The following is a 19,657-nucleotide window of genomic DNA, read 5'->3' as shown; positions in this document are numbered from 1 at the left end:
TGGTCTGTGCGAGGTGCTGAGGTGCTGATCAGGGCTTGTAGTCGACGGGCAGGTTCGCCGCCTTGGCGCCGGTCGGCGGGATCTGCAGGGTCTTGAGGGCGAACTCCATCACCTGCTTGTAGATCGGGCCGCAGATCTGGCCGCCGAAGTAGCTGCCGGCGGTGGCGTTCTGGATGGCGCAGTAGACGGTGATGCGGGGCTTGTCGGCGGGTGCGAACCCGGCGAACGACGAGGTGTAGCCGCGGTACCTGCCGGTGGCCGGATCGACCCTGTTGGCGGTACCGGTCTTACCCGCGACGTTGTACCCGGGAATGGCCGCCTTGGCGCCGGTGCCCTGCTCGTCGTCCACCACGGACTCCAGCATCTCGGCCAGGGTCTTCGCCGTCTTCTGGCTGATCACGCGGGCCTTCTTCGGCTGGGCGGCCGGGGTGAAGCGGCCGTCGGCGCCCTTGGCGCCGCGTACCAGGGTCGGCTCGACCCGGACCCCGCCGTTGGCGATCGTCGAGTAGACGGAGGCCGCCTGCATGGCGTTGATGGAGAAGCCCTGGCCGAAAGGAATCGTGTACTGCTGCGAGGTCGACCACTTGCCCGGGGCGGCCAGGATGCCCTTGGTCTCGCCGGGGAAGCCCAGCCCGGAGTAGCTGCCGATGCCGAACTTGCGCAGGTACGAGTAGAGGACCTGGTTGGCCTGTTCCTGGGTCCTGCCGAGCTGGCCGGTGGCGAGGATGGTGCCGATGTTGCTGGACTTGGCGAGCACGCCGTTGAGCGTGAGGTACCAGGTGTCGTGGTCGACGTCGTCCTTGAAGAGCCGGTCGCCGCGGTGCAGCCGGTTGGGCACCACCACGTGCGTGAGGGGGGTGGCGGCGTTCTCCTCCAGGACGGCCGCCATCGACATGACCTTGGCGGTGGAGCCGGGCTCGTAGGCGTCCTGGACGGCCGCGTTGCCCATCGCGTCGGCGTCGGCCGTCGACAGGTCGTTCGGGTCGAAGCCGGGCGAGTCGGCCATCGCCAGGATCTGCCCGGTCTGCGTGTCCTGGACGACCACGTAGCCGCGGTCCGCCTTGGACTTCTTGACCTGCTCGCTGATGGCGTTCTGCGCGGCCCACTGGATGTCCCGGTCGATGGTCAGCTCGACGTCGGAGCCGGGCACGGCCGGGGTCTCGGTGGAGCCCGCGGTGGGCACCTCGCGGCCGCCGGACTGGGCGTAGCGGATCTTGCCGTCCTTGCCGGTCAGCTGCTTGTCGAGCTGCTGCTCGATGCCGCCGCCGCCCTTGCCGTCGGCGTTGACCCAGCCCAGTATCCCGGCGGCCAGGTCGCCGTTGGGGTACACGCGCTGGCTGCTCGGGTCGGCGAAGACGCCGGCCAGCACGTTCACGGTGTTGTCGCCGGTCCCGGCCTTGGCGGTGAGGGCGGCCTTCAGGTCCTTGATCTGCTTCCAGACCTGCGGGGTCTGCCGGGTGGCGAGCCGGACGTAGCGCAGGTCCCTGTTCGCGGGCCGCAGCAGCTTGACGAGGTCGGCCTGGCTCTTGCCGAGGATCGGGGCGAGCAGCGCGGCGGCCTGCTCGGGTCCGTCGGACACCTTGAGCTGCTTGCCGGTGAACATCGTGGGGTCGGCGGTGATGTCGTAGGCGTCCTCGCTGATCGCCAGCGCCACGCCGTTGCGGTCGGTGATCCCGCCGCGCTCGGCGGCCAGGGTGTGCACGACGTACCGGTTCTGCTCGGCCTTCGCCGCGTACGCGCTGGCGTCGACGGCCTGGACCTGGAGCAGGCGGCCGACGAAGACCAGCAGCACCAGGGTCAGGGCGAGGCCGACCATGCGCAGCCGGGGCCGGGGGCTGCCGAGCCGCAGGGGGGGCGCGGCCGGAGGACGCGCTCCGCCCGGGCGGCGGACCGGCCGGGCGCCGGGACCGGGGGCGGACCGGCTCCGGACGGCACCCCTGGGGTCCCGGGGGCGGGGCGGCTTGGCGGGGCCGGGCACACGGCGGCGCGGCGGCTGCCTGTTTCCAGAAGTGTCGGGCACTTCCGTCACCTGCCGGGGGTCGTGGTCGGGGCTGTTCCGGGCGTGAGGGCCGGGGTGGGCGTCGGTCCGGCCGCGGTCACCGGCGCGGAGGGCGTCGGAGCCGTCGCCGTCGCGGAGCCGGTGGGCGTCGGGGCGGGCGCGCCCGCGGACTGCGTGCCGAGCGCCTCGGGGGCGGCCGGCGCGGTGCTCTGCCGGAGGGCGGCGGCGCTTGGGACGCCCTTCACCGTGCCGTCCGGACCGAGGAAGACCGGGTCGCCGCCGGGGACCATGCCGAGCTCGCGGGCGCGGCGCTGGAGGGCGTCGGGGGCGGAGTAGGCGTCGATGTCCCGCTGCAGGGCCTGTTCCTCGTCGGTGAGGTTCTTCGTCTTCTTCTGCAGGTCGTCGAGTTTGAACGAGCCCTCGCTGAGCGCCGAGTTCAGCACCAGCAGGCCGATCAGGCCGCCGCCGAGGAGCAGGACGACGAGCAGGACGAACGGGGTACGGGCGGCCTGGCGGGCACGGCCGGCCGGGAAGAGCCGGGCGAGCCGGGCCGCCCGGCCCCGCAACTCGGGTTTCCTACTCACGTGTCCTCCGGTGGGTCCGGAAACCCCGCTGGCTCACTCGGCTTCCTCCCTGATGCGCTGGGCTCCCCGAAGACGCGCCGGAGCGGCCCGGCGGTTCTCGGCGACCTCTTCCTCGGTGGGAAGTTCGGCACCGCGCGTCAGCAGCTTGAGCCGGGGCTGGTACTGCTCGGGCACGACCGGCAGCCCGGGCGGCGCGGTGGTGGCGGCACCGGCCGCGAACACCTGCTTGACGAGGCGGTCCTCGAGCGAGTGGTACGACAGCACGGCGATCCGCCCGCCGACCGCGAGGGCCTTCACGGCGGCCGGGATCGCCCGTTCCAGGACGGCGAGTTCGCCGTTGACCTCGATGCGCAGCGCCTGGAAGGTGCGCTTGGCCGGGTTGCCGCCGGTGCGCTTGGCGGCCTGCGGCAGCGCGTCCCGGATCAGCTCGACGAGCCGGGCGCTGTTGCTGAACGGCTCCTTCTCGCGCTCCCGGACGATCGCCGAGACGATCCGCTTGGCCTGCTTCTCCTCGCCGTACTGGAACAGCACGCGGACGAGATCGCCGGCCGGGTAGGTGTTGAGGACCTCAGCGGCGCTGATGCCGGTCGACTGGTCCATGCGCATGTCCAGGGGGGCGTCCTGGGCGTAGGCGAAGCCCCGGTCGGCCTCGTCGAGTTGCATGGAGGAGACGCCGAGGTCGAAGAGGACGCCCTGCACGCGCGCGATGCCGAGGCGTTCGAGTACGGCGGGGAGCTCGTCGTAGACGGCGTGCACGAGGGTGGCGCGGTCGCCGAAGGGGGCGAGCCGCTCGCCGGACAGGCGCAGGGCCTCCTTGTCACGGTCCAGGGCGACCAGGCGGGCCTCGGGGAAGCGGGTCAGCAGCGCCTCGCTGTGGCCGCCGAGTCCGAGGGTGCAGTCGACGACCACGCTGCCCGGCCGCTCCAGGGCGGGCGCCAGCAGGTCCAGGCACCGCTGGAGCATCACCGGGACGTGTCGACTCTGGCCCTCTTCTCGCCCGCCACCGCCCTTGTTCGGAAGCGCTTCGCGCCCTTTCATTTTCGGGGGCCTCTCAGTTCCGGCGCGGGGACGCACCGCCGGGTCCCCGCCCGCTCGGTACGCGCACCGCGCACGTGGGGAGACGGCCCGGGCGCAGTGCCGGGGTCTCCAGGGGATTTCACCAGCGGGGAGAGCCTCGCCTCCCGCTTCGCGTCACTTTAGTCCACCGTGTCGCGCGGTCAATCAACCGGCCTGCGCGGCGCGTACGGCGTCCCGGCCGGGGTGGGGATTCACCGGGAATCACCCGTGCGGGCGCATTTTGCCCTCCGTGTGGGTTAGCTCACAACAAGCCACGATGACGTTCTTTGTCCCCTCCCGCCGGAGGCCGTGACCGCGCGTGACCAGTAACGTCTTGACTATGACGACTTCCGCAGCAGTTCCCACTGGATCCGAAGGCGCCATAACCACGGACGGCACCGTGACGGACCGCCTGGTGGACGCCAACCGGACCTACGCATCCGCCTTCACCGACCCCGGCATGGACGCCCGGCCGGTGCTGCACGTGGCCGTGGTGGCCTGCATGGACGCCCGCCTCGACCTGCACAAGGCGCTCGGCCTGCAGCTCGGCGACTGCCACACCATCCGCAACGCCGGCGGCGTGGTCACCGACGACGTGATCCGTTCCCTCACCATCAGCCAGCGCAAGCTCGGCACCCGCAGCATCGTGCTGATCCACCACACCGGCTGCGGCCTGGAGGCCCTCACCGAGGACTTCCGCACCGAGCTGGAGATGGAGGTCGGCCAGCGCCCGGCCTGGGCGGTGGAGTCCTTCCGGGACGTCGACCAGGACGTACGGCAGTCCATGCAGCGGGTGCGCACCTCGCCGTTCCTGCAGCACACCGACGACGTACGCGGCTTCGTCTTCGACGTCCGCACCGGCCTCCTCCGCGAGATCGACCCGGCCTGACCGGGCCCCTGCCGGACCGCGCACCGAAGGCCTCGTCCGGCCGACCGGTCCGCCGGCGACGACCATCGGCCGCCGGGCACGCGACCACAGCGGCCGGAGCGCCCCGCACCGGGCCGGCCGGTTCGGCCCGGCCCCGGCGGATCACGGGCGGCGCGGGCCACCCGCGTCGCCTCACCACCGGGCCGGCAGACCGTTCGGGTCCGCTCCGGCCCGGCCCCCCGGCCCGGCCGGCCCCTCTCCGCCGGGCCGGCGGTCCGCGTCACCCCACGCCGCCCGCCCGCTTCGGCGCGCTCGCCTCGGCCGCCCCGCCCCGATCGCCCCGCCGTACGGCCGGCCGCTTCGCGGCTCACCGATCCGCCGCCTCGCTCCCGCCGAGCAGACCGCGCGCCTCGGAGCGCGCCCGCCGTAAGCTGTCGACCCCCTGTCGAATAGGCGGCCGAAAGGCCGCAAGGCCGACATACTGCGGGCAGTTGTCCACAGGCGAGTGACACGAATCGGTAACGGCAGCAAGAATGCGATGTGAGACGTCGCGCGGAACCATTCACGCGTGGTGTCCGTGATTCGGGGTGGGCCGGTTGTGCGAGATGACGCGCCGGCCGGGCAATGACGGGCCGAGGAGGGCCGGGTGACGACCTATGACGATCGAGCGAGCCTCACTGATCTGACCGCCACTGTGGAGCGAGTCCGCAGTTCGGTGGAGGGTGTGATCGAGGGCAAGCCCGAGGTCGTACGGCTTTCGCTGACCGTGCTGCTCGCCGAGGGGCATCTTCTGATCGAAGACGTCCCGGGCGTGGGCAAGACGATGCTGGCGAAGGCGTTGGCGCGGTCCATCGACTGCACGGTGCGGCGTATCCAGTTCACGCCCGACCTGCTGCCGTCGGACATCACCGGCGTGTCCATCTGGGACCAGCAGCGCCGGGACTTCGAGTTCAAGCCGGGCGCGATCTTCGCGCAGATCGTGATCGGCGACGAGATCAACCGCGCCTCGCCCAAGACCCAGTCGGCGCTGCTGGAGTCGATGGAGGAGCGGCAGGTCACCATCGACGGGCAGACCTACGAACTGCCCAGCCCGTTCATGGTGGTGGCGACCCAGAACCCGGTCGAGATGGAGGGCACCTACCCGCTTCCCGAGGCCCAGCGCGACCGCTTCATGGCCCGCGTCTCGGTGGGCTACCCCAGCGTGGAGGCCGAGTTGCAGATGCTCGACACCCACGGCGCGGTCAACCCTCTCGACGACCTCCAGCCGGTCGCGCACGCGCATGACGTCGTGAAGCTGATCGAGGCGGTGCGCGGCGTGCACGTCGCCGAGCCGGTCCGCAGGTACGCGGTGGACCTGGTCGCCGCCACCCGCACCCACCCCGACCTCAGACTCGGCGCCTCCCCGCGCGCGACGCTGCACCTGCTGCGCGCGGCGAAGGCTGCCGCGGCCCTGAGCGGCCGGGAGTACGCGCTGCCGGACGACGTGCAGGCGCTCGCCGTGGCCGTCCTGGCGCACCGGCTGCTGCCCACCGCCCAGGCCCAGCTCAACCGGCGCACCGCGGAGCAGGTCGTGCAGGAGATCCTGCAGTCCACCCCGGTGCCCGCGGCCCCCCAGCAGCAGGCCGGCTTCGGCGGTCCGGGCCGGGGTGTGCCGGCCTATCCCCAGCAGCCCCCGCGGAGTCTGTGATGGGTGCTCCGGCGGAGGCCGACCGCGGGGAGACGAGCGGGATCCGCACGGCCCTGGCCGGGCTGACCACCCGCGGCCGCTCCTTCCTCGCGGCCGGCATCGCGGCGGTGATCTGCGCGTACATCCTCGGCCAGGCCGACCTGCGCCGGGTCGGGCTGCTGCTCGCCGTGCTGCCGCTGCTCTGCGCGGCCGTGCTGCACCGCACCCGCTACCGGGTGTCCGGCAGCCGCCGGCTCTCCCCCGCGCGGGTACCGGCCGGCAGCGAGGCCCGGGTGCACCTGCGGATGGACAACGTCTCCCGGCTGCCCACCGGTCTGCTGATGCTCCAGGACCGGGTGCCCTACGTCCTCGGCCCGCGCCCCCGCTTCGTCCTGGACCGGGTGGAGCCGGGCGGCCGCCGCGAGGTGTCCTACCGGGTCCGCTCGGACCTGCGCGGCCGCTATCCGCTGGGCCCGCTCCAGCTGCGCCTGACCGACCCGTTCGGCATGTGCGAACTGACCCGCTCCTTCTCGACGTTCGACACCCTGACCGTCATCCCGAAGGTCGAGCCGCTGCCGCCGATCCGGCTCAGCGGCGAGGCGAAGGGGTACGGCGACGGGCGGCAGCGTTCGCTGGCGCTGGCCGGCGAGGACGACGTGATCCCGCGCGGTTACCGCCACGGCGACGACCTGCGCCGGGTGCACTGGCGCTCCACCGCCCGCTACGGCGAGCTGATGGTGCGCCGCGAGGAGCAGCCGCAGCGCGCCCGCTGCACGGTCCTCCTCGACACCCGGGGTGGCGCCTACGAAGGAGCGGGCCCGGACTCGGCGTTCGAGTGGGCGGTGTCCGGTGCCGCCTCGGTCCTGGTCCACATGCTCGAACGCGGCTTCTCGGTCCGGCTGTTGACGGACACCGGCAGTTCGGTGCCCGGCGAGGGCGCCGAGGGTTTCGCGGGCAGCGGGCAGGAGTCGGCGGAGGCGGCCGGGCTGATGATGGACACCCTCGCGGTGATCGACTACTCGGACGGCACGGGCCTGTCCCGCGCCTACGACGTGCTGCGCGGCGGGAACGAGGGGTTGCTGGTGGCCTTCCTGGGCGACCTCGACGAGGAGCAGGCGACGGTGGTCGCGAAGATGCGCCGGCGCAGCGGCGGTGCCGTGGCCTTCGTGCTGGACCCGGACACCTGGGTCAGGGAGCCCACCGACGTGCCCGCCGCCGGCGACGCGCACGAGGAGCGGCTGCGGATGCTGCGCGAGGGCGGCTGGACGGCCGTCAGCGTGCCACGCGGCGTCGGCGTGGCCGAGCTGTGGCGGCAGGCCGACCGGGAGCGCACCGGACCGGCCGCGCTGAGCGGGGAGGCGTGGCGATGAGTGGACGCGCCCGGCTCGCCCTCACCGCGGCGGCGGCGACGCTCATGGCGTCCTGCGCGCTGCTGCCGCTGGTCTCCCCGGTGACCTGGCTGTTCCAGGCGGCGTTCCTGCTGGCGGTCCAGACGGGCGTGGGCGCGGCCGCCCGGCGGGTGCCGCTGGCCCGGCCGCTGACCGTGGCCGCGCAGGCCCTGGCCACGCTGCTGATGCTGACCGTGGTCTGCGCCCACAGCCACGCGATCGCCGGGGTGATCCCCGGCCCGGACACCTTCCGCTACCTCGGCGACCTGCTCCAGCAGGGCTCGGACGACGTCAGCCGGTACGCGATACCCGCGCCGCTGACCCCCGGCATCCGGCTGATGGTGATCGGCGGGGTCCTGGTCGTCGGGCTGGTCGTGGACACCCTCGCGGTGACGTTCCGCAGCGCGGCCCCGGCCGGGCTGCCGCTGCTCGCGCTGTACTCGGTGGCCGCGGGACTCTCCGACGGGCCGACCGACTGGCTGTGGTTCCTGGTGGCGGCGGCCGGCTATCTGATGCTGCTGCTCGCCGAGGGCCGGGACCGGCTCTCGCAGTGGGGCCGGGTGTTCGGCGGGGCCGCACGCACCCCGGGCGGCCAGGAGAGCGGCGCGGTCGCCCCGGTGCGCACCGGGCGCCGGATCGGTTTCGCCGTGCTGAGCCTCGCCCTGTTCGTGCCGTTGGTGATGCCCTCGATCCAGGGCGGCCTGCTGGACGGCGCCGGGACCGGCGTCGGCGTGGGCGACGGGAACGGCGGCACCATCTCCGCGGTCAACCCGCTGGTGTCGCTGCGGGACAGCCTCAACATGGACGAGGACCGCCAGGTGCTGTCCGTGCGGACCAGCAGCGACGACGTCTCCGACCTGTATCTGCGGATCGTCTCCCTGGACGACTTCGACGGCACCACCTGGAAGCCGGCCCAGCGGCACATCACCGGCGTGCCGGACAAGTTCCCGACCCCGGCCGGGCTCGGCGCCGACGTCCGGCGGACGACCGTGACCTCGTCGATCGCGGCCGCCGACTGGTACGCCCAGGACTGGCTGCCGATGCCGTACCCGCCGAGCAGGGTGAAGGTGGCCGGCACCTGGCGCTACGAGCCGGTCGGGATGACCCTCGTCGGCGACCACGGACAGAGCACGCGGGGTGAGACCTACCTGGTCACCAGCCTGGACGTGCAGCCGACGGCGGAGCAGCTGGCCGCGGCGCCCGAGGCCTCGGCGGCGATGAAGAAGGAGTACACCAAGGTGCCCTCCTCGCTGCCGCCGGTGGTGGCGCAGACGGCGAAGGAGGTCACCGCGGGCTCGGCGAACCACTACGAGGAGGCGGTGAAGCTCCAGGACTACTTCGCGGTGACGGGCGGCTTCCAGTACGACACCCAGGTGGAGGTCGGCCGGGGCGAGGGCGCGATCGCGAACTTCCTGAAGCAGAAGCGTGGTTTCTGCGTGCACTTCTCCTTCGCGATGGCCGCGATGGCCCGGACGCTGGGCATCCCGGCCCGGGTCGCGGTGGGCTTCGCACCGGGCACTCCGCAGGCCGACGGCACGGTGTCGGTGGGTCTGAAGGACGCGCACGCGTGGCCGGAGCTGTACTTCGAGGGCGTGGGCTGGACCCGCTTCGAGCCGACCCCGACCCGGGGCACGACCCCGTCGTACACCGTGTCGCAGACGCCCGGCTCCTCGGTGCCGGACGAGACGCTGCCCTCCAAGGGCTCCTCGGCGGCACCGTCGGCCTCGGCCTCGCAGAGCGAGGGCTGCACGCCGCAGCTGCGCAGGCAGGACGCCTGCGCCGGCCCGTCGGCGGCGGCCGCGGTGCAGAGCGGCGACGGCGGCCCGCCGTGGTGGCAGCTGGCGCTGTGGGCGCTCGGCGGTCTCGCCGTCCTGGCGGTGCCGCTGTCACCGATGCTGTACCGGCAGCGGACGAGGTCGGTCCGGCTCGGGGCGCACGACCGTACGTCTTCGGGCATGGCGGCGCGCACGCTGGCGGTCTGGCTGGAACTGACCGACACCGCCTGGGACTTCGGCATCCTTCCGGACGAATCGCAGACCCCGCGCAACGCGGCGGCCCGGATCGTCCGGCTCGGCCGTCTGGATCCGGCCGCCGCGGCCTCGGTGCACCGGGTGGCGGACGCGGTCGAACAGGTGCTGTACGCACCGCGGCCGCAGCCGACGGCGGGCCTCGCGGACGACGTCCGCCGGGTGGCGGCCGCGTTCAACGGCACGGTCGGTGTCCCCGCGCGCCTGCGGGCCTTGTTCGCTCCGCGGTCGAGCGTGCGCGCGGTGTGGGCGGCGTCGGCGGGTTGGGCCCGGCTGCGGGAGCGGGTGTCGGCCGCCCGGCCGACCCTGCGGAAGCCGTCGGAGCAGGAGGGCTGACGGGGGCTGGCGCGGGGGGGGCGGGGAGGCTTACCTGCGCTTGCCGGGTGGAGCCAACGCGACTGCGGCGCCCCGTCAGGGGCGCGGGGAACCGCGCGAACAGCCCCCACCGGTCCGCAGCCGAACGACGACGGCAGGGTCCGCGACTCCGGCCGAGCGAACAACGCCTGAGGGGTGACCACCAGTCGGCGGTCACCCCTCAGTCACGCTCTGTTCGGCCTGTCGGCCCCCTCCGGTGGAGCCGTCAGCGGCCCTGCTCGTCGCGCCGCCGCTGCCAGCGCTCCTCGATGCGGTCCATCATCGACCGCTTCGGCCGGCCCTGGCGCCGGGCCTGCGGGCCCGCGGGCTGCTCGCCGGGCTTGGGCGCCTTGCGCCAGCCGGTGACGGCGAGGACCGCGCAGCCCAGCATGACGAGGAAGCCCACCACGCTGACCCAGACCTGCTGGACGACCATTCCGGCGATGAGGAGCGCGATACCCACGAGGAAGCCGGCCACCGCCTGGTAGACCCGTCGCCGGGTGTACGTCCGCAGGCCGCTTCCCTCAAGCGCTGTCGCGAACTTGGGGTCTTCGGCGTACAGCGCTCGCTCCATCTGCTCAAGCATTCGCTGCTCGTGCTCCGAGAGCGGCACGGCGTCCTCCTCATCGTGCAGTCGCCGGGGCGACCCGGGGGGTCCCTTCAGGATAGGCAGGGAATCGCCCCCGTGAAACCCGCCCCTCTAGGCCAATTGGCCAACCGGAGCCCGCCATGGCAGTCCCGGCTCGCTGAGGCTTCCATTCCCCGGCAGCCGACCCGTCATGCCGGGCTGGTCTCCCTCGATCATACGGCGCAAACCCCTCGATCGGGGGGCCTGTGGCGTACTCCATCCGCTGTCGAGCCCCTGATCAGCGGGCTCGTCTCAGGAGAACCTCAGACCTCGGTGGCACCCGGTGTCTCGCCGAGCACGTGCAGCTGGGTGGCGAGGGCCTGGAAGGCGGGGAGCTCGGCAGCCGCGGCCTCCAGCGTGAGCAGCGCGTCCAGGGCGCCCGGCTCGGTGTCCACCAGGACGCCGGGGACCAGGTCGGCGAAGACCCGCACGCCGTGCACGGCGGTGACGGCCAGGCCCGCGCTCTCGACCAGGCCGGTGAGCTGCTCGGCGGTGAAGCGGCGCGGCATCGGGTCGCCGCTGCCCCAGCGCCCGTCGGGGTCCTCCAGGGCCTGCTTGGCCTCCGTGAAGTGGCCGGCGAGGGCGCGGGCGACCACGGCGCCGCCGAGCCCGGCGGCGAGCAGGCTGAGGACGCCCTCGGAACGCAGCGCGGCCACCGTGTTGCGCACGCCCTCGGCCGGGTCGTCGACGTGCTCCAGGACGCCGTGGCAGAGGACCACGTCGTGGGCGCCGCGCTCGACCACGTCGAACAGGCCGAGGACGTCGCCCTGGACGCCCTTGACCCGGTCGGCCACGCCGGCCTCGGCGGCCCGGCGCTCGAGCGCGAACAGCGCGTTCGGGCTGGGGTCGACGACGGTGACACGGTGGCCGAGGCGGGCCAGGGGAACGGCGAAGTTGCCGCTGCCGCCGCCGGTGTCCAGGACGTCCAGCGCGTCCCGGCCGGTGGCCTTGACCCGGCGGTCGAGGGCGTCCTGAAGAACCTCCCAGACCACGGCGGTACGGAGAGAAGCGCGGGGTCGAGTGGGGTCCGGCACGGCAGTTGACTCCTCGGCGCGGCACCGCCTGTTGCCCGGCGGCGCTAACTCGGTGCCTCCCCGGGCCCGGGGTGCGGGAGGCGGGAAGGCTTCAGGCGCTGTCCACCCTATTGCCTCCGCCGCCCGTTGCCTCCGTCGCCTTGCCTGGTCATCCCGCGTCGGGCAGCTCCCTTCCCGGCCCGCCGGCCGGCCGCTCCCCGTCCTTCGGGCGCGGCTGCGGCAGCACCGGCTGGAGGACGAGCATCCGCTCGACGATACGGAGGAACATCGCGACGTCCCGTATCAGGTCGTCGGCGTCCCGGCGGCCCGCGGCGCCCTGGATGCCGGCCTCGGCGCGGGCCCGGCGGGCGGCGCCGGAGGCGAACAGGGCGCTCCACTCGGTCAGCTCGGGCGCGACCTCGGGGAGCACTTCCCAGGCACTGCGGATCCGGGCCCGGCGCCGGGGCGAGGTCTCGGGGCGGGCGCGGGCGGCGAGCACGGCGGCGGCGGTGCGCAGGGCGGCCAGGTGGGCGGTCGCGTAGCGCTCGTTGGGGGCACCGAGCAGTTCGGCCTCGTCGAGTGCGGCGCGGGCCTGGCTGAGCAGGTCGAGGGCGGCGGGCGGGGCCGTGGCCCGGCGGAGCACGGGGTGCACGTCGCTCGCCGGGCCGGTCAGTGAGGGGGCAGGGCCGGTGGCGCGGCGCCGGTGGGCGGCGGACGCTGACGAGTTGGCCATGACGAACCTCCTGTCGTCTGAGTGACGGCGCCCTCACACGGGGTGCCGTATGTGCCCATCGTGAGGTATGGCACTGACAATCCGTTCTGACCTGGGGTTTTGCTTCGATCGTAGGTTCGGAGTAGTTTTTGCACTGACCAGTCAGTTCAAAAATCGGCTTCTGAAGAGATCTGAAGTGAGAGGCAGGGGGAACCTGTGCACGGCGTACCTGTCACGGCCGAGCGCCTCGGGCTCGAGGGCCCGCGGGGCTGGGCGTTCCGGGGAATCACCCTGGACGCCGGGCCCGGCGCGCTGATCGCGGTGGAGGGGCCGTCCGGCTCCGGCCGCACCTGTCTGCTGCTCGCGCTCACCGGCCGGATGAAGGTCACCGAGGGCATCGCGACCGTCGGCGCGGCCCGGCTGCCCAAGCAACTTGCGGCGGTACGGCGGATCAGCGCGGTGGCCAACGTGGCCGGGGTCACCGACCTCGAACCCGCCCTGACCGTCGGCGAGCACCTGCGCGAACGGGCCCTGCTGCAGCGCCGGTTCGGCGACTCCCTGCGTGACCTGGTGCGGCCCCGCGCGGAACGCCGGGCGCGGGCGCAGCGGCGGATCGACGACGCCCTGGCCGCCGCCGGGCTCGGCCTGGAGTCGCTGCCCAAGGGCGCCCGGACCGCCGTACGGGACCTGGAGCGGATCGAGGCGCTGCGGCTGTCCGTGGCGCTGGCGCTGGTCGCAAGGCCGCGGCTGCTGGCCGTGGACGACGTGGACCTGAAGCTGTCGGAGGCCGAACGGGCCGAGGTGCGGGCGCTGTTGGCGTCGATCGCCGAGGCCGGCACGACGGTGGTCGCGGTGTGCGGGGAGGCGATGCCGGGGGCGGTCGTCGTCCACACCGAGAACACCGAGAACGCCGGAAACACCGAGGCAGCCGGAGCCGCGGAGGCGGCGAGGACAGCACGGGCATCGGAAGACGAGGAGGCCGGCGATGCGCTCACCGCGACTGGCCGCGCTTGAGCTCAGGCGTTTCGGACGGGGCAGGCTGCCGCGCGCGGCCCTGGTGGCCCTGCTGGTGCTGCCGCTGCTGTACGGCGCGCTGTACCTGTGGTCGTTCTGGGATCCCTACGGCCGCCTCGACCGCGTCCCCGTGGCGCTCGTCAACGACGACAGGGGCGCGACGGCGAGCGGGAAGCGGCTCACCGCGGGCGACGACATCGTGGCCGGGCTCAGGGACAGCAAGAGCTTCGACTGGCACGAGGTGAGCGCGGCCGAGGCCCGCCGGGGCGTGGAGAACGGCACCTACTACCTGTCGCTGACCGTGCCCGCCGACTTCAGCGCGCGCATCGCCTCCAGCGCGGGCGACTCGCCGGAGACCGGCGCGCTCCAGGTGCGGACGAACGACGCGAACAACTACATCGTCGGGCAGATCTCCCGCACCGTTTTCAACGAGGTGCGCTCGGCCGCGTCGACCAAGGCGTCCCGCTCCTTCCTGGACCGGATCTTCGTCTCGTTCGCCGACATCCACGGGCAGACCGTGAAGGCCGCCGACGGCGCCGACACCCTCGCCGGCGGCATCGGGAAGGCCGAGCAGGGGTCGAAGGACCTCGCGGACGGCCTGACGGACGCCAAGACCGGCAGCGCGAAGCTGGCCAGGGGGATCAGGAAGCTGGACACGGGCGCCGGGACGCTGGAGGACGGCTCGCGGCAGGTCGCGGCCGGCACCCAGGCCCTCGCTGACCAGGTCGACGGGGTCTACGGCAAGGTCGGCCCGTACCTGGCGAAGAACGAGAAGACGATCGGCGACACCGCCCGGCTGGTCGCCGACTCGGCGCAGACCGTCCGCGACAACCTGGGCGTCCTCGTGAAGACCGCTCCGGCGGCCGCGAAGACCGCCCACGCGGCCGCCGACACCCTGGACCAGGTCTACGCGGCGCGCTGCTCGGCCGACCTGCTGACCGACCCGGTCTGCCCCGACCTGAAGAAGGCCAGGGACGCGGCCGACGACGTGGCCGCCGTCGCCGACGACCTGAACAAACTGATCGCCGACCAGAACGGCGACCTGAAGACGCTCGACGAGAACCTCGGAACGCTCCAGACCCAGGCGCGGGCCCTCGCCGACCGCGCCCCGCACCTCTCCGAGGACGTCGCCGGCGCCGTCAAGAAGATCGACAAGCTGAACGACGGCGCGGCCCGGGTGGCCGCGGGCGCCGCCGAGCTGCACACCGGACTCGGTACGGCCGTCACCGGCGCCACCGGTCTCGACAGCGGCCTTGGCAAACTGAAGTCCGGCGCCTACGACCTCAACGGCGGGATGTACCGGCTCGCCGACGGGTCCAACACGCTGGCCGGCGGCCTGCACGAAGGCGCGGCGAAGATCCCCGACTACGACAAGCAGGACCGGGACGAGCGCACCGGGGTGATGTCCGACCCGGTGCAGCTCGCCTCGCACGACCTGCACAGGGCGCCCAACTACGGCACCGGGTTCGCCCCGTACTTCATCCCGCTCTCCCTGTGGGTCGGCGCGATGGTGGCGTACATGCTGATCCAGCCGCTCAACCGGCGTGCGCTGGCGGCCGGTTCCGCGGCCTGGCGGATCGCGCTGGCGGGCTGGCTGCCGGTGGTCGCGGTCGGGGTGCTGCAGACGGCCGCGCTGATGGCCGTACTGCACTGGGCGATCGGCCTGGAGATGGTCCGCGCGGCCGGGACGGTCGGGTTCCTGTTCCTGGTGGCGGCCTGCTTCGCGGCGATCGTGCAGTGGCTGAACGCGCGCTTCGGGGCGGCGGGACGGATCCTGGTCCTCGCCCTGCTGATGCTCCAGCTGACGTCGGCCGGCGGCACGTATCCGGTGCAGACCAGCCCGGGCTTCTTCAACGCGATCCACCCGTTCCTGCCGATGAGCTATGTCGTGTCGGCGCTGCGGCGGCTGATCACGGGCGGCGGGCTCGGGCCGGTGTGGCAGGCCTGTGCCGTCCTGGTGGCGTTCACCGCGGGTGCCCTGGCGCTCACCGCCCTCTCGGCCCGGCGCCGCCAGGTGTGGACGCTGGACCGGCTGCATCCCGAGCTGAGTCTGTGAGGACCTCGATGACCTCCCCCTCCGTGCCCACGGGGACCCCTGTTCCTGTGAGAATCGGAACCATGGAAAGCAGCAGCACCACGGGCGGCAGCACACGCCGTGAGGCCACCCGGCAGAAGCTCTACGAGGCCGCCGTCACGCTCATCGCCGAGCAGGGTTTCTCGGCCACCACGGTGGACGAGATCGCCGAACGGGCGGGCGTCGCGAAGGGCACGGTCTACTACAACTTCGCGAGTAAGTCGGTCCTCTTCGAGGAGCTGCTGCGGCACGGCGTGGGCCTGCTCACCGCCTCCCTGAAGGACGCCGCCGAGCAGACCGCGCGGGAGGGCGGCAGCCGGGTCGACGCCCTGGACGCGATGGTCCGCGCGGGCCTGGTCTTCATCGACCGCTACCCGGCCTTCACACAGCTCTACGTGGCGGAGCTGTGGCGCACTAACCGGGCCTGGCAGTCGACGCTGATGGTGGTCAGGCAGCAGGCCGTCGCGGTCGTCGAGGGGGTGCTGCGCGAGGGCGTGGCGAACGGCGAGTTCAGCGACGAGATCGACGTCCAGCTGACGGCGGCCGCACTGGTCGGGATGGTGCTGGTGGCCGCGCTGGACTGGAAGTCCTTCCAGCCGGAGCGCTCCCTCGACGACGTCCACGCGGCGCTGTCCCGGCTGCTCCAGGGGCGGGTGAGCGGCAAGGGCTGAGAGCCCCCTCACGGACCCGCACGCGCGCGTGGGCGTGCGAAGGCGCCGTCCGCCGGCGGCCGCGTCCCCCGCGGGCCGCCGTCGGACCGGCGCCTTCCGTGCACCCCCGGTTTCCCGCTCTTCCCCCGGGTCCCCTCTCCCCCGTGTCTCGCTTCCGCCGACGCGAATCGGCGGAAGGAGCGGTCAAGGGCGAAGACGCCGTTCCGCCGCCCCGTGTCGGCGGTGCCGGGCCCCGCGCCCCTTTCCGTGCCTCCACTCTCCCGTTCACGCAGGTCGCGGCCCATCCGTCCGGGTACTCAACTCGTTCCCTGGGTACCTGTACTCAGGTCTGCGTACCGAGGCCCAGGACGCGCGGCCCCGGACTGGTTACGATCGCGTCCGTGTCGGTACTCCCCTTGGTCTTCACCAGCGGCTGGGCCAGCGGAATCAACGCCTACGCGGTGGTGCTGCTGCTCGGCCTCTTCGGCGCGGCGGGCCTGAGCGACGACGTCCCCGAGACGCTGCAGCGCCCCGAGGTGCTGATCGTCGCGGGCGTGCTGTTCCTGTGCGAGGCGGTCGCCGACAAGATCCCGTACGTCGATTCGGTGTGGGACTCCGTGCACACGGTGATCCGGCCGGTGGCGGGCGCCTGGGTCGGCGCGCTGCTGGCCGGGCACAGCGGCTCGGTCAACGACGTGGTGGCCGGGCTTGTCGGCGGCTCCACGGCCCTGGCCAGCCACACGGTCAAGGCCGGGACGCGGATGGCGGTCAACACCTCGCCGGAGCCGTTCAGCAACATCGTGCTCAGCTTCGCCGAGGATCTCGGGGTCGCCGGGATCGTGTCGTTCGCGATGTTCCACCCGGTGGCCGCGGCGGTCGTCGCGGCGGTGCTGCTGGCGACGGGCCTGATCGTGCTGGTGTTCCTGATCTCCCGGATCCGGCGCTTCTGGCGCCGCCGGGCCCAGCGCCGGGAGGAGCGGCGGCTCGCGGCGCAGGTGGGACGGCCGCCCGGCTGACGGCCCGCCGGACCGGACTGTCGGTGGCGGTCGATAAAGTCGCGGGCATGGGACGGATTGCGGTGATCGGCGCCGGGATGGGCGCCATGGCGGCGGCCGCCCGGCTGGCCGTCGCGGGCCACCGGGTGACGGTGTACGAGCGCACGGAGACGTACGGCGGCGAGGTGCGCCGGTTCGAGCGCGACGGATTCGCCTTCGACACCGGCCCGGGACTGCTGCCGCTGCCCGCCGTCTACCGCGACCTGTTCGTCAAGACCGGCAAGGAGCCGCTGGAGGACTGCGTCGAGCTGGTCCAGGTGGACCCGTCGGCCCGGCACGTCTTCGCGGACGGCACGGAGGTGTCGCTGCCGAACGCGTCCCGTGCGGGTGTCGTCACCGCCCTGGACGAGGCCCTCGGCGCCGGTGCGGGGCAGCGCTGGGGCGACTTCCTGGTACGCGCCCGGGAGGCCTGGGACCGCACCCGGCGCCCGCTCCTGGAGGAGCCGCTGTGGCCGAACTGGCAGGTGCTGGCCGGGCGCGAGCCGTACCCGTCGGTCCCGCACAAGAAGCTGCTCCGCACCCGCCGGGCAAGCACCCTCTACGAGATCGGCGCCTGGGAGCTGCGCGACGAGCGGCTTGCCGCGCTCCTGAACAGCCACGCGCTCGCGTACGGCCTCAACCCCCGTGACACGCCGGCGAGCGCGGCCGTGCTGCCGTACCTGGAGCACGCCTTCGGCACCTGGTACGTGCGCGGTGGCATAAGGGAGTTGGCGCGCGCGGTGTACGAGCGGTGTGTGCGCAGGAGAGTCGAGTTCGTGTTCGGCACCGAGGTCGTGGCGGTGCGGGCGAAGGGCGGCCGGGCGGTGGGGGTGGAGCTCGCCGACGGCCGTGTGGTCGACGCGGACCATGTGGTGGCGGGAGTGGATCCGGTGCGGCTCGACGCCCTCACCAGGCCCACGGGGTACCGGCTCGACGCCGACGGCGACGTGGCGGCCGGCCTGAAGCCGCCTCGCCCGGTCCGCCTCACCGTGCTGCTCGCGCTCCGTGGCGGGCCGGAGGCCGGTGCCGCGCACCGCACGGTCGTGCACGCCCCGGACGGCGAGACCGAGCTGGACCTGCTGACCGCGCCGGGCGGCGACCGGCCGGTGCGCCCCACCGTGACGGTGCTGCGCCCCGCCGACCCGGCGCTCGGGCCGGACGGCGAGCACGAGTCCGTGGTGGTGTCGGCGGTGCTGTCGGCCGAGGCCGGCTGGGAGCAGGACAGCACGGTCCGCGTCTGCACGGACTTCCTCCTCGAAGCCGCCGAGGCGGCCGTGCCGGGGCTGCGGGAGCGCCTGCTCTGGCACGAGACGCGGCTGCCGGAACCGGCCACGGACGGCACGGGGTTCGGCGGGATCTCCGCTCCCTCCCTGGCCGCCGGCGGGGGGCGGTTCCTGCACCCGGCCAACACCACCCGGCTGCCGGGGCTGTACCGGGTGGGCGGCTGGTCGCACCCCGGTGGCGGGCTTGCGCATGCGGGCATGTCGGGGGCGCTGGTGGCCGGGCTGATCGTGGAGGGGCCGGAGTTCCGCGGCTCCCAGTGAGCCGGGCGCCGCGGGAAGGGTTCAGAAACGGTACTGCTCGTCGTACCCGTTGCCCTGGTGGCCCTGCTGCTGCCCCTGGCCGTCGCCCTGGCCCTGGTAGGGGTACTGCTGCTCCTGCGGGAGCTCACCGCCGTAGGTCTCGTCGGCGCGCTGCTGCGGGACCCAGACCCCGCCGGCCGGCGTCTCTCCGTAGCCGCCGGTGCCGTACTGGCCCTGGGCGTAGCCCTGCTGGTCGTACTGCTGGCTGCCGTACGACGACTGGTCGTACCCGGCGCCGCCGTAGGTCTGGTTGCCGATGTACGGATCGGAGTAGTTGGCGTACTGCTGCTGGCCGCCGCTGGTGTCGTAGCCGTACTGCTGCTGGCCGTAGCCGGAGTAGTCGTAGGCGTAGTTCTGGTCGGTGCCCTGGGCGGCGTACGCCTGGTCCTGGCCGGCGGTCGCGTAGGCGGCCTGCTGGTCGCCGGTGGCGGCGTAGCCGCCGTCGCGGTAGACGCCGTAGGAGCCGGTGTCCTCGGGCATCGGCTGCGGTTCGTACACCGCGGTGCTCTCGGCCGCGCCGGGCTCCATGGTGCGGGCCGCCGGGGCGAAGACGTCGTCGCGGTCGTATTCGTCGCCGCCGTAGGACGGGCCGCCGCCGGCCGCGGCGTAGCCGCCCTGCTGCTCGGCGTAGGAGGAGTCGGCCGCGTCCGGGCCGCCGGCCTCCGGGCCCGGGTCCTCGTCCTCGTCGGGCTCGCCGCGGCGGCGCTTGGGCAGGCCGACGCCGTCACCGTCCGCACCGGGGCGCTTGACCGCCCAGCCGGCCTCGAAGCCGCGGCGGAAGGACAGCGTGACGTAGGTCTGGCCGACCGCGAAGGCGATCGCGCCGATGCCGATCACGACGACCGACGGGATCAGGACACCGAAGACGACGCCGAGGAAGCCCACGAAGGCGAGCAGCCGCCAGCGCAGCCGTGCCTTGTACTGCAGCAGTACCTCGCCCAGCAGCCACAGCGCGACGATGCCGAACGCTACGTAGAGGACCGTCCAGCCCATGTACGCCCCTCTCC

Annotated in this window: 16 protein-coding genes; 9 read left to right on the top strand and 7 right to left on the bottom strand. The window is 73.3% G+C overall.

The window, feature by feature from the left end:
* Nucleotides 1–28 precede the first annotated feature (28 nt).
* The 3 genes from BLW82_RS31675 to rsmH are packed head-to-tail and all read right to left on the bottom strand — an operon-like array spanning nucleotide 29 to nucleotide 3,621.
* Entirely contained in the window at nucleotides 29–2,029 is a 2,001-nt protein-coding gene (locus BLW82_RS31675; RefSeq protein WP_093504081.1) for a peptidoglycan D,D-transpeptidase FtsI family protein, read from the bottom strand.
* The gene (locus tag BLW82_RS31670; RefSeq protein ID WP_093504079.1) at nucleotides 2,026–2,583 is read right to left on the bottom strand and encodes a cell division protein FtsL; all 558 of its coding nucleotides are present in this window, start codon (nucleotides 2,581–2,583) and stop codon (nucleotides 2,026–2,028) included. The genes BLW82_RS31675 and BLW82_RS31670 overlap by 4 nt, the downstream gene beginning before the upstream one ends.
* Nucleotides 2,584–2,616: 33 nt before the next feature.
* Nucleotides 2,617–3,621 carry a 16S rRNA (cytosine(1402)-N(4))-methyltransferase RsmH gene (gene rsmH / locus BLW82_RS31665; protein ID WP_093504077.1) on the bottom strand — a complete coding sequence of 335 codons (1,005 nt, stop codon included), beginning with the start codon at nucleotides 3,619–3,621 and terminating at the stop codon, nucleotides 2,617–2,619.
* 358 nt (nucleotides 3,622–3,979) lie between these two features.
* Here rsmH and BLW82_RS31660 point away from each other — a divergent pair, with 358 nt between their 5' ends.
* The 4 genes from BLW82_RS31660 (at nucleotide 3,980) to BLW82_RS31645 (ending at nucleotide 9,924) form a co-directional block, all read left to right on the top strand.
* Nucleotides 3,980–4,528, top strand: coding sequence for a beta-class carbonic anhydrase (locus tag BLW82_RS31660; protein WP_093504075.1), 549 nt, complete (start codon nucleotides 3,980–3,982; stop codon nucleotides 4,526–4,528).
* Between the two features lie 625 nt (nucleotides 4,529–5,153).
* Nucleotides 5,154–6,194 (top strand): AAA family ATPase, encoded by a 1,041-nt coding sequence (locus BLW82_RS31655; protein WP_093504073.1) that lies wholly within the window; start codon nucleotides 5,154–5,156, stop codon nucleotides 6,192–6,194.
* Entirely contained in the window at nucleotides 6,194–7,543 is a 1,350-nt protein-coding gene (locus BLW82_RS31650; RefSeq protein WP_093504071.1) for a DUF58 domain-containing protein, read from the top strand. The genes BLW82_RS31655 and BLW82_RS31650 overlap by 1 nt, the downstream gene beginning before the upstream one ends.
* Nucleotides 7,540–9,924, top strand: coding sequence for a transglutaminase TgpA family protein (locus BLW82_RS31645; protein ID WP_093504069.1), 2,385 nt, complete (start codon nucleotides 7,540–7,542; stop codon nucleotides 9,922–9,924). The genes BLW82_RS31650 and BLW82_RS31645 overlap by 4 nt, the downstream gene beginning before the upstream one ends.
* Nucleotides 9,925–10,168: 244 nt before the next feature.
* Here BLW82_RS31645 and BLW82_RS31640 read toward each other — a convergent pair whose 3' ends face one another.
* The 3 genes from BLW82_RS31640 to BLW82_RS31630 all read right to left on the bottom strand — a co-directional run bounded on the left by BLW82_RS31640 (nucleotide 10,169) and on the right by BLW82_RS31630 (nucleotide 12,316).
* A complete protein-coding gene (locus tag BLW82_RS31640; protein ID WP_093504067.1) occupies nucleotides 10,169–10,555 on the bottom strand; it encodes a DUF3040 domain-containing protein in 387 nt (128 codons plus the stop codon).
* Nucleotides 10,556–10,833: 278 nt separating this feature from the next.
* Nucleotides 10,834–11,604 (bottom strand): methyltransferase, encoded by a 771-nt coding sequence (locus BLW82_RS31635; RefSeq protein ID WP_093504065.1) that lies wholly within the window; start codon nucleotides 11,602–11,604, stop codon nucleotides 10,834–10,836.
* Between the two features lie 148 nt (nucleotides 11,605–11,752).
* Complete coding sequence (locus BLW82_RS31630; protein WP_093504063.1) at nucleotides 11,753–12,316, bottom strand: SAV_6107 family HEPN domain-containing protein; 564 nt, start codon at nucleotides 12,314–12,316, stop codon at nucleotides 11,753–11,755.
* A gap of 195 nt (nucleotides 12,317–12,511) precedes the next feature.
* Between BLW82_RS31630 and BLW82_RS31625 the strand changes: the two genes are divergently transcribed.
* From BLW82_RS31625 to BLW82_RS31605, 5 genes are all read left to right on the top strand, one after another.
* Nucleotides 12,512–13,309 carry an ATP-binding cassette domain-containing protein gene (locus tag BLW82_RS31625; RefSeq protein ID WP_093504061.1) on the top strand — a complete coding sequence of 266 codons (798 nt, stop codon included), beginning with the start codon at nucleotides 12,512–12,514 and terminating at the stop codon, nucleotides 13,307–13,309.
* A complete protein-coding gene (locus BLW82_RS31620; protein WP_093504059.1) occupies nucleotides 13,281–15,365 on the top strand; it encodes a YhgE/Pip domain-containing protein in 2,085 nt (694 codons plus the stop codon). Before BLW82_RS31625 ends, BLW82_RS31620 begins: the two co-directional genes overlap by 29 nt.
* Nucleotides 15,366–15,427: 62 nt before the next feature.
* A complete protein-coding gene (locus BLW82_RS31615; RefSeq protein ID WP_093504057.1) occupies nucleotides 15,428–16,054 on the top strand; it encodes a TetR/AcrR family transcriptional regulator in 627 nt (208 codons plus the stop codon).
* A 380-nt stretch (nucleotides 16,055–16,434) separates the two neighbouring features.
* Complete coding sequence (locus BLW82_RS31610) at nucleotides 16,435–17,049, top strand: DUF4126 domain-containing protein (RefSeq protein WP_093504055.1); 615 nt, start codon at nucleotides 16,435–16,437, stop codon at nucleotides 17,047–17,049.
* Nucleotides 17,050–17,096: 47 nt separating this feature from the next.
* Nucleotides 17,097–18,611, top strand: coding sequence for a phytoene desaturase family protein (locus BLW82_RS31605; RefSeq protein ID WP_177233139.1), 1,515 nt, complete (start codon nucleotides 17,097–17,099; stop codon nucleotides 18,609–18,611).
* Between the two features lie 21 nt (nucleotides 18,612–18,632).
* Here the strand turns inward: BLW82_RS31605 and BLW82_RS31600 are convergent, their stop codons facing one another.
* Complete coding sequence (locus tag BLW82_RS31600) at nucleotides 18,633–19,643, bottom strand: SCO2102 family sporulation regulator (RefSeq protein ID WP_093504051.1); 1,011 nt, start codon at nucleotides 19,641–19,643, stop codon at nucleotides 18,633–18,635.
* Nucleotides 19,644–19,657: the final 14 nt, after the last annotated feature.

It is taken from the genome of Streptomyces sp. Ag109_O5-10 (assembly GCF_900105755.1).
GTDB lineage: Bacteria > Actinomycetota > Actinomycetes > Streptomycetales > Streptomycetaceae > Streptomyces.
Note: the sequence above shows the minus strand (reverse complement) of the source record. Positions and strands in the feature narration are given on the sequence as shown.